5 protein-coding genes are annotated in these 10,402 nt (G+C 48.3%); 2 read left to right on the forward strand and 3 right to left on the reverse strand.

The window, feature by feature from the left end:
• Positions 1 to 156: 156 nt before the first annotated feature.
• The 3 genes from JX312_RS04190 to JX312_RS04200 form a co-directional block, all read right to left on the reverse strand.
• Positions 157 to 1,035, reverse strand: a complete 879-nt coding sequence (locus JX312_RS04190) for a carbohydrate kinase (protein ID WP_124030677.1) — start codon at positions 1,033 to 1,035, stop codon at positions 157 to 159.
• A 100-nt stretch (positions 1,036 to 1,135) separates the two neighbouring features.
• Positions 1,136 to 2,323 carry an MFS transporter gene (locus JX312_RS04195; RefSeq protein ID WP_239653801.1) on the reverse strand — a complete coding sequence of 396 codons (1,188 nt, stop codon included), beginning with the start codon at positions 2,321 to 2,323 and terminating at the stop codon, positions 1,136 to 1,138.
• A 14-nt stretch (positions 2,324 to 2,337) separates the two neighbouring features.
• Positions 2,338 to 4,167, reverse strand: a complete 1,830-nt coding sequence (locus JX312_RS04200; protein WP_204457160.1) for a GH32 C-terminal domain-containing protein — start codon at positions 4,165 to 4,167, stop codon at positions 2,338 to 2,340.
• 306 nt (positions 4,168 to 4,473) lie between these two features.
• Here JX312_RS04200 and JX312_RS04205 point away from each other — a divergent pair, with 306 nt between their 5' ends.
• Together JX312_RS04205 and JX312_RS04210 are read left to right on the forward strand one after the other, a co-directional pair.
• Positions 4,474 to 7,221 (forward strand): substrate-binding domain-containing protein, encoded by a 2,748-nt coding sequence (locus tag JX312_RS04205; protein WP_204457161.1) that lies wholly within the window; start codon positions 4,474 to 4,476, stop codon positions 7,219 to 7,221.
• Between the two features lie 174 nt (positions 7,222 to 7,395).
• Positions 7,396 to 10,402 (forward strand): TonB-dependent receptor (locus JX312_RS04210; protein WP_204457162.1); only part of this gene is annotated, 3,007 nt, incomplete at its 3' end.

The following is a 10,402-nucleotide window of genomic DNA, read 5'->3' on the forward strand; positions in this document are numbered from 1 at the left end:
AAAATCGTTTCATGATGTTAGGTTAGTTCGAAAAAGTATTATGGAAAACACGAGAATGCGGCTGGTTGCGAAACCGGCCGCATTCGCGTTATTGAGGTGAAGTGTAAATTGTGTCGAGAGCTTTAACGGTTACCTCGATATTCAGGAAAGTAGAAGTCAATCCGTAATGGCGGCAGGCAGGACCGGCATGGCGCCGTGTTGTGTACAGACAAAGGCAGAGGTCGCCACAGCCTTGTGATGGGCTTCAGGCACACTCTTCCCTTTGAGGATGCTTGCAATGAAGGCTGCCGTGAATGAGTCTCCTGCACCAACGGTGTCTGCGACTTCAACTTTAGGAGTGGGGAGGAATGAAACTTCTCCCGGGGTGAATACATAGCTGCCGTTAATGCCGCATGTCAGAATAAGCATCTTGAGATTATATTTGCCAAGCAATATCCAGCATTTATCCTGAAGGTCAATTCCGGGATAACCGAACATCCGGCTTACGGTTACTAATTCTTCGTCGTTGATTTTAAGTATGTTGCACGCTTTCATGGAACTGCACAGGATTTCTTTGTTGTAAAATCCCTGACGGAGGTTTACGTCAAAAACTATCAGAGGATTGTTTTCCTTGGGAATTGCCTCAAGGAACTCCTTGATCGTTGTGCGTGAAACTACGTTGCGCTGTGCAAGCGAACCGAAGCAGAACGCTTTGGTGTCTGCCGCGATAGCTTTAAGTTCGTCAGTCGCGGGGATGTTGTCCCATGCCACATTCTCCTTTATCTCGTATTGGGGAACTCCTGCCTCGTCAAGTTCAACCTGCACCGTTCCGGTAGGGTAGGGAACTGTGTCAAGATGATATCTTACGTTTTTGGAATTGAAGTTTTCTACCAGCTCCTTGCCGAGAGCGTCATCGCCGATAGCACTTATAGCGAGGCTCGGAAGCCCGAACTGTGAAACGTGATACGCGAAGTTGGCAGGAGCGCCTCCGATTTTTTTACCATCAGGAAGAACATCCCACAGGGCTTCTCCCATACCGATTACCAAGTCTTTCATGTCAAAATTTTTAATTTGTTTCATTGAAAAAGTTTATTGTCATAAGCAGGTGTCGCAATCCGGATAGTAAACACATTGTAAACATGACACCTCTTATTTATTAAGCTTCTTTTTTGATTTTTATTGTGTAGCAGAGGATATAAATTACCCCTGCGGTCATTACCGCCACAGCACCGAGTTGCCCTATGGCATCTGCCGCGTAACCCATTGCGAGAGGAAACACAGTTCCACCGAAGAGTCCCATGATCATGAGTCCCGAGACTTCGTTCTTCTCATTCGGAGCGTAGAAGAGAGCCTGTGAGAATACGATGGAGAACACGTTGGAGTTGCCGTATCCCACAAGCGCGATGCCAACATATAGCGCGGTCAGGGAGTGTGCGCTGAAAAGGATAATCATCGAAGCCAGCATCATCAGTCCGCTGATGGCGAGGAAAACTTTCGGACGCATCACACGCAGAATGAACGCGCCGGTGAAGCAACCTATCGTGCGGAAGATGAAGTATACACCGGTGGCGAAGGCGGCGTCCTCAAGCGAGAAATTCAGGCGTTCCATTATGATCATTGGCGCATAGGTGTTTGTGCCAACATCGATGCCTACATGGCACATTATGCCCAAGAAGCAAAGGAGTATGAACGGGCGTCCGAGCAACTTTATGCATTCCTTTATTCCGGAAGCCTTGTCGGGACGTTCCTCTCGAATGGGCGTTGCACCCAGAGCGGTGATTGCCAGCGCGCTCACAATGGCATATATGAGGAAAAGCACTCTCCACGACAGCCCGAACGTAGGCATAAGCGTGGTGGCTCCCCATGTTGCGATTATCGGGGCGAGAAAAGAGGCTATCGCTTTGACGAACTGACCGAATGTTAGGGCAGACGCAAGCTTGTTGCCGCTTATAAGGTTGGTCACCAAAGGATTGAGAGATGTCTGCATTACGGCGTTGCCGATTCCAAGCAGCGAGAATGAGATAAGCATCACCGCATACGAATCGCCGAAGACTGGTATTACAAGAGACACTGCCGTTATGACCAGTGACACCAGAACGGTGCTCTTTCTGCCGATGCGGTTCATCAGAATGCCAGTAGGCACCGAGAAGATAAGAAACCAGAAAAATACAAGTGAAGGAAAGAGACTCGCCTCGGAAACAGAGAGGTTGAGATCGTTTCTTACGAAATTTGTGGCAGTGCCCACAAGGTCTACAAAGCCCATCGAGAAGAAGCAGAGCATCACTGGTATGAATTGCATAAGAGGACTTTTAGCTGTAGTTGCCGCCGGATTTGAATTATTCATTGTTCGCAGGAATGTTATTTAAGGTTCAGTGAATAGACTTTAAGATTGGAGATATTTCCCTTTCCACCCTCCGAGCTTACGGTAAGAGTGGTATAAGGGCTTTTGGGGAAAACAAGGTTTGTAATGGCGAAGCGTCCTCCGTTGCCGAATACCTCGATGCTCGAAGTGTCGACGAATACGCGCAGACTCAGCGTAGATTCCGTGTCGAGCACGGGGGCTGTGGTTACAGAGGCGAAATCCTGACTGAAATCCGTGATGCCGCTCTTTCTCCTGTCTACAGAGAATGTATTAGCGGCAGTGTCATACCACATGCTGACGCATTCCCCTTCTTTATTGGAAAGAGTAAGGAGAATTTTAGAGGATTTTCCTTTATTCATATCAAGTGTTATCTCGCAGGCTCCGCTGTTTGATTCAGGAAGTGCGAAGGATTTCTTTTTGCCCGATACCGACAGTCTTTTGGCTTCGGTGAATGTCTTCCCTCTCAGTCCCAGCATCTCTTGAGCAACACCGCAGGAGGCATATGTCTCTCCGTCAAGACCTTCGAAAAGTCTTATTTCGCGGGGAAGAGTATTGGCACTGCGGAACTGCATCGTCGGCACTTCGGCGGCATATTGCCAGTTGCTCATCCAGCCTATTGCCACACGTCGTCCGTCGGGAACATCGCTCCAGCTTACAAGAGCATAATTGTCTTTACCATAGTCAAGCCATTTGGTGGCAACGTTACCGTTCTTGTCGGTATCAGCCTTGAATGTGTTGCCATCGAAATCTCCTGTGAAATACTGCACCGCGCTTCCGCCGAAGGGTCCTCCGGGGTTGATATTGCAGATAAGCATCCATTTCTCTTTGTCCGTGCCGTCAACCTTGAGTCGGAAAAGATCCGGACATTCCCATACGCCTCCCTGTGCGCCAAGCCCCTTGCCGAAAGAACCGCGGAGAGTCCATTGTTTCATATCGGGAGAGGTGAAGAAAAGCATCTCATGTTCGAGAGCGTGGGCGAGCACCAGAATCCATTGTTTCTTGTCATTGTCCCAGAACATATTGGGGTCTCTTGCCTCGGTTTCCATTGTTATCACCGGGTTAGCGGGATAAATGTCGTATGTCAGGCCGTTGTCATGGCTGACGGCGAGACTCTGCATCTGGCTCACTCCGGCAGAAGTATACATGGCAACTACTGCATCTTTGCCGAATCCGGCGCTGCCGCTGCGGTCTATGGCACTGCTTCCGCTGAAAACCATTCCCAGTCCGTTGGGTATTATTGCCGCAGGGTGATGTTCCCAATGTATCAGGTCTGTGGAGGTTGAGCTGCCCCAGGTCATATTCTGCCATTTGGATCCGTAGGGATTCCACTGATAGCAAAGGTGCCACACTCCGTCTTTATAGAACATTCCGTTCGGGTCGTTCATCCATCCCCATTCCGGAGTGTGGTGATATAGCGGACGGTATTTCTCCTTGTTTGCACAATCGATTGTGTCAGATAAAGAGAAGTTGCTCCAGCATGCGTCCTGCTTCGCTTCGCGAACCGATGCGCGCCCCTGCGACGATACAATGTCAAGAACCACGTCTTTGCCATCGAAGGGTGACAGATCGAAAGGCACGGTGTAATCCACTTTAGTCTTGGCGAGTCTGACGGCAAAAGAGCGTTCGATATTTCCGTTGACAAGAACGTTGACTTTTGCATCCTCATTCGATTCCTGCACTGGAAGCATAAGATATCTGTTGGCTCCCTTCACCCGCACAAGCGTATTGTTTGTGCCGAGATAGTCTATCTGGATGTCGGATGCGCCTGCCGATATGGAAAGCGCGATGGCTGCCGCCGTCATGGTGTTTTTAAGGATGTTGTTCATTTTACTGTTGTTTTGTACTTTTGTTCACAATCTTTTATTACCTATGAGTTTTCACATGCAGTATAAAGGATGCGCTTATAATATTTGTTTCAAATATGTCGCAAAGATATTGTTCTGATTTCTGTAATGCAATAATTAAAAGAGCAATCGGTATGAATTTTGTTGCATAAGCTTGTTTTTTTATTGCCTATGCACGTTTTTTTGTAACTAAGAGTGTCGGCATTTGGTCACAGATTTTGAGGTGTGGCAATATTTTATTAATTTCGGATTCGGAAGGTGTGTCCCTTTTAAATTAACCGATATTCCATGAAAACGAGACTGACATTGATTTATATCATAGGTATTATATTAACCGCAGGATTGATTCTTGTATCCTGTGGCGAGGAGAAGAAGGAATACCGCATAGGCGTGTCGCAATGCAGCAACGACGACTGGCGCAACAAGATGAACGAGGAGATAGAGCGGGAGATCCTTGTTCATCCCGAGGCTTCTGTCGAAATACGTTCCGCCGAAGACAGCAACGCGAAGCAAATTGCCGACATCAGGTATTTTGCTAATAATGGGTTCGATATCATCATAGTCGCCCCCAACGAGGCTGATGCCATAACACCGGTAATCGACAGTGTTTACCGAAGCGGTATCCCGGTAGTGGTTTTCGACAGGAATGTCAACGGACACAGCTATACTGCTTTTCAAGGTGCTGACAACGAGAAGATCGGTGTTTTGGCGGCGCGTTATGCCTCGAATCTCATGCGGGGCAAAGGTTCTGTCTTGGAACTCTACGGTCTTAAAGGCTCCACGCCTGCCATCAGCCGGCATGAAGGTTTCAGAAAGGAACTTGAGAGCCATCCCGGCATAAAGATAGAGGCAAGTGCTTATGGTAATTGGAAATACGAAGACGCATTGCACCTTGCGGATTCTTTATTGTCGGTTTATCCGGATGTTGATTGCATATACGCTCATAACGACCGTATGGCTGTCGCCGCCTCAGATGCCGCGCGTAGGCGTAAACTCGATCCATATATCATAGGTATAGATGCGGCTCCCGAGATAGGAATGAAGGCTGTGCGCGATTCCGTGATTGACGCCACTTTTCTTTATCCTACCGAAGGGCATCGTCTTATAAAGACTGCTCTTGCCATTCTTAAAGGAGAGCCTTATGATTCAGTGGCGAAACTTCCCATCCCTTCTGCCGTGGATCTGAGCAATGCTGATATTTTGCTGATTCAGAACGAATCACTGAAGGAGGAGACCTCCAAGATGAAGAGCCTTAAATCGGAAATCGACCAGTACTGGGACAGGCATTCGGCGCAGACAACGCTGTTTTACGTAAGCATCGCTTTTGTAGTCATGCTTTGTGTGTTGCTTTTCTTCATACTCAGGGCATTTTGGCTTCGCAAAGGTTATCAGGAAACCTTGCTGCGTAAAAACGAACAGCTCGCATCGCAACATGAGGAGCAGAAAAGACTCAACACCCGGCTGGAGGAAGCTACGCGCTCCAAGCTGATGTTTTTTACCAATGTCTCCCACGATCTTCGCACGCCACTCACTCTTATCGCCGAGCCGGTGGAGCAACTTGCCGGAGCGGGGAATCTGACTCCCTCCCAGAAAACACTTATGCATATCGCCGATAAGAATGTAAGGATTCTTAAACGGCTTCTGAACCAGATTCTTGACTTTCGCGCATATGAAAACGGAAAGCTGGATGTGAATCTTGTGGAGACAGACTTCGGCGCGCTTGCAAAAGATTGGGTGGAGGCTTTCAGCAATGTTGCCCGCAGTCGCGACATAAAGCTTGATATTAAAATTGAAGATGCGGATCTGCGTCTGGCTGTTGATGAGGAGAAGATTGAAAGGGTTGTGTATAATCTGATGTCTAACGCATTGAAATACACTCCTGCCAACGGTTCTGTCTGCTTTTCGTGCGGACGTGAAGGGGATAAGATATTTTTCTCAGTGTGCGACAATGGTCCGGGAATAAAAGAGGAAGACCGAAAGAGAATATTCGATCGTTTCTTTCAGGTGGATCGTGTTCATCCCAAGGGGAGCGGCATAGGACTCTCGCTGACCAAAGCCTTTGTGGAACTTCACGGAGGAGAGATCAATGTTGAGAGTGAAGTCGGGAAAGGTTCTGAATTCAAAGTCATTCTGCCGGTTGTCCATGTGGGTGTGGGCACGGAATCGTCGGTTGCCGGAACGGATCACGCTGCCATTGAGGCGGAACTCGCGGATGTCGAGACTCAAGAGCGCGAGTTTTCGGAAGACAAGCCGGTGATTCTTGTAATCGATGACAACGAGGACATACGAGTCATGCTTGAGGAATTGCTGTCGGATAAATACAATGTGGTCGGTGCCTCGAACGGCAGGGAGGGCATAAGATATGCAACGCGTTATGTGCCGGATCTTGTGGTCTGCGATGTCATGATGCCGGTAATGGACGGTCTTGAATGCTGCCGCAATATAAAAGAGGAGATTTCGACATCTCACATTCCGGTGCTTATGCTTACCGCCTGTTCTATGGATGAGCAGAAAGTCGCCGGTTATGAAAGTGGAGCCGACGGCTATATCTCGAAACCCTTTAACAGCGCAGTGCTGAGATCCCGCATCGAAAACCTGCTTGAGAACCGGCGTCGTATAAAAAACATCTGGGGCGCATCGCATGACCGCAGTGAGGGGGATCTTTCTAAACCCGCAAACGGATCAGCAGAGCGGCGCATTGTGTCAACGGATGTGGAAAATGAGTTTTACGCCCGTTTTCTTAAACTGGTGGAGTCACGGATGGGCGATGCTGATATGAATGTTGACCAGCTTGCATCGGAAATGGGTCTCGGACGTTCGCAGCTTTACCGCAAGATAAAGGCTCTGACCAATTATTCCCCTGTAGAGCTTATAAGGAATCTCCGTCTTAAACGAGCTCGACATCTGCTTACAACCACAGACCGCTCCATTTCCGAAATAGCATATGAAGTGGGATTCTCCACGCCGGCATATTTCTCTAAATGTTATCGTGAGGCTTACGGTGAGACTCCGACCGAGCTGCGGTCGCGGCTGTAGAACGACTCTGTGGATTATGGTGAGCATTCATGAGCCGCTATTAAAATTTATGCATATCTAATCATAATTCATGCTATGAATCAAATTTTATATCACGCACAACAAAAGTAATAACTTTGCCTGGACAGAGTGCGTAACTTTGCCGCAAATTATTAAAACCAATTAAAATTCATCATGAAAAAATCACTCCTGAGTGCCATGCTGCTTCTTATGGCAGTGTTTACGGCACACGCACAGAACATCACTGTGCATGGAACGGTTCTCTCAAAGACGGATAACGAACCTCTTATCGGCGCTACCGTATTGTCGGAAGCTACAAAGAAGGGTGCTTCGACCGATCTTGACGGTACTTTTACGCTTACCGTTCCGCAAGGTTCAATACTGACAGTGTCATATGTCGGATTCAGACAGCAGTCAGTCAAAGCAGAAGAAAAACTCACAATCTATCTTTCCGAAGACACTGAACTTCTTGACGAAGTGGTGGTGATCGGATACCAGACAGTGAAGAAAGCCGACCTGACCGGTGCTGTTTCTGTAGTTTCCACAAAGTCGCTTGAGACAAGTGCGGATACAGACCCTATGCGTGCGCTTCAGGGAAAAGTGCCCGGAATGACCATCACGACCACAGGTGCCCCCTCCGGGAGCGGAACAGTAAGAATCCGTGGTATCGGTTCATTCAACGCATCGCAGGATCCTTTGTTCATTATAGATGGAGTGCCGACAACCGCTACTCTGAATTCATTGAATATGAATGATATCGAGAGTATGCAGGTTTTAAAAGACGCGGCATCCGCATCAATATATGGTTCAAGGGCGGCAAACGGAGTAATCATAATCACCACAAAGAGCGGAAAGAACGCCAACGGCAAAGTAAAGGTGTCGTTGTCTGCCAACCTTACAGCGCAGTTCTATTCTCCGCAATCGAAAATGAAACTGCTTGACACTCCCGGATATGCTACAGCCATGGCGCAGGCTGCCCTCAATGACGGAATCGACCCTGTGGGATATGCCGCAGGCTACGGACTGAACCTGTCGGCAAAAGATGGTTATCCGATCCGCGCCTATAATCCCGCTACAGGACAGTATGTCGATTATATGGTAAACGGTCGATATGACGGTTATATAAATGCGAAGCGTACGATGCGTTTTTCTGACACCGACTGGCTTGACGAGATTTCTCGCACTGGTTTCTCGCAGAATTACGATGCTGCGGTTTCGACCTCCGGTGAGAAAGGGTCTTCATTCTTCTCCCTCGGCTATAAGAAAAACAGCGGTATATTGAAATATACCGATTTCGAGAATCTCTCTGCTCGAATAAACACATCCTACAATATAAGCAAAGTCGTTACGGTAGGGGAGAACTTCACCCTCACCTATACAGACCAGGTCAACTGCGAACCACTGGAGAATGCCTTGAAAATGCCCTCTATCGTTCCGGTATTCGAGACAGACGGAATAACATATGCCGGACCGGTCGGAAACATGAGCGACCGTCAGAACCCCGTGCGTGAATTGGCATTCAACAAGGACAACGCTCTTAAGATATGGCGTCTGTTCGGCAACGCCTATGTCGACATAAAACCGTTCAAAGGCTTTCTGTTCCGTTCTAATTTCGGTCTCGACTATGACGCGGCGTTTATCCACTCCTACAGATATACGTTCCACAGCGATATCGTCAACAACGACACTAACGGAACCACACTCTCACAGGCAAACGATTCCAAATGGACCTGGACAAATACGGTCAACTATGATTTCACTGTAAAAAACGACCATAACTTCACTGTTCTCGGCGGTATCGAGCTGTTCCGCCAGAACCGTGTGGATTTCTCGGGCGAGAACCAGGATTATTCGATAGAGACTCCTGACTATATGTATCCTGATGCCGCGGTAGGTGTGGCAAAGTCAAAAGGTAACAGATCTGCATATTCCCTTATATCTTTCTTCGGCAAGGCAGATTACAACTGGAGAAACCTGTTGCTTGCTTCTTTCACCATCCGTTACGACGGCTCTTCGCGTTTCGGTAAAAACAACCGCTACGCAACATTCCCGGCAGCCACTCTTGGTTACAGAATCTCGGAGACTATCGACAAACCATGGCTCAACGATTTGAAAATCCGCGCATCATGGGGTAAGACAGGTAATCAGGCTATCGACAATAATGCACGTTATTCCCTTTTTGTCTCCGATTATGGCAATGATCGTGTGACTTCAACCGCATATGACCTGCTGCTCCAGCAGAGCGGTATATTCCCCTCGGGATATTTTGCCAGCCAGACCGCCAACAACAATCTCAAATGGGAGAGCACTACGCAGTCAAATATAGGACTCGACTTCGCCTTCCTAAACAACCGCCTTTACGGAACCTGGGATACCTACATCAAGGATGTCAAGGATATGCTTATCAGACCTGCCTACCTCGGTTCGATGGGAGAAGGAGGAGCTTCATGGGTCAACGGTCCTTCTTTAAGAAACTGGGGTATGGAGTTTCTTGTGGGTTGGCGCGATGACCTCGCCTGCGGTTTCTCCTACAAGGCTTCTCTTAACTTCGATTTCTTCCGCAGCAAGGTTACATATCTACCAGCTACGGCTACCGGTTCATATGCCCACACTCCGACGCAGAATATTGTGGAGGCGGCAAAACCTTACGGCTCGATTGTAGGTTATGTGTGGGACGGCATATTCCAGAATGCGGCGGAAGTGGCATCTTCCGGACAGCCCAATGCCCGTGTGGGCGGAATGAGATACAGGGATCTCGACAATGACGGTAAGATAACCGACAAAGACCAGACCTGGATCTTCAACCCGGTTCCGGATCTTTCGTTCGGTCTCAATATAGAACTTGCTTACAAAAACTTCGACTTGCAGATGTTCTGGCAGGGCGTGCTCGGACAGGATGTCTATAACGACCAGAAATTCCAGACCGATTTCTGGAGTGTGAACGACACTGGCAGCAACAAGGGCGTGCGTGTGCTCGACGGGTGGCTTCCGGAAGTCAATGCCGGTTCGACCATCCCGATGCTTACAACCAGCAACAATGGCGATGAAGGTCGCTGCTCCTCATATTTCGTGGAAAACGGTTCTTATGGAAAACTACGCACACTGCAGTTAGGCTACAATCTTCCATCAAAGGTGCTGTCGAAATTGCGTATGAGCAAGGCGAGAGTATATGTGTCCGGTC

It is taken from the genome of Barnesiella sp. CU968 (assembly GCF_905219685.1).
In the GTDB taxonomy this organism is placed as follows: domain Bacteria; phylum Bacteroidota; class Bacteroidia; order Bacteroidales; family Muribaculaceae; genus Lepagella; species Lepagella muris_A.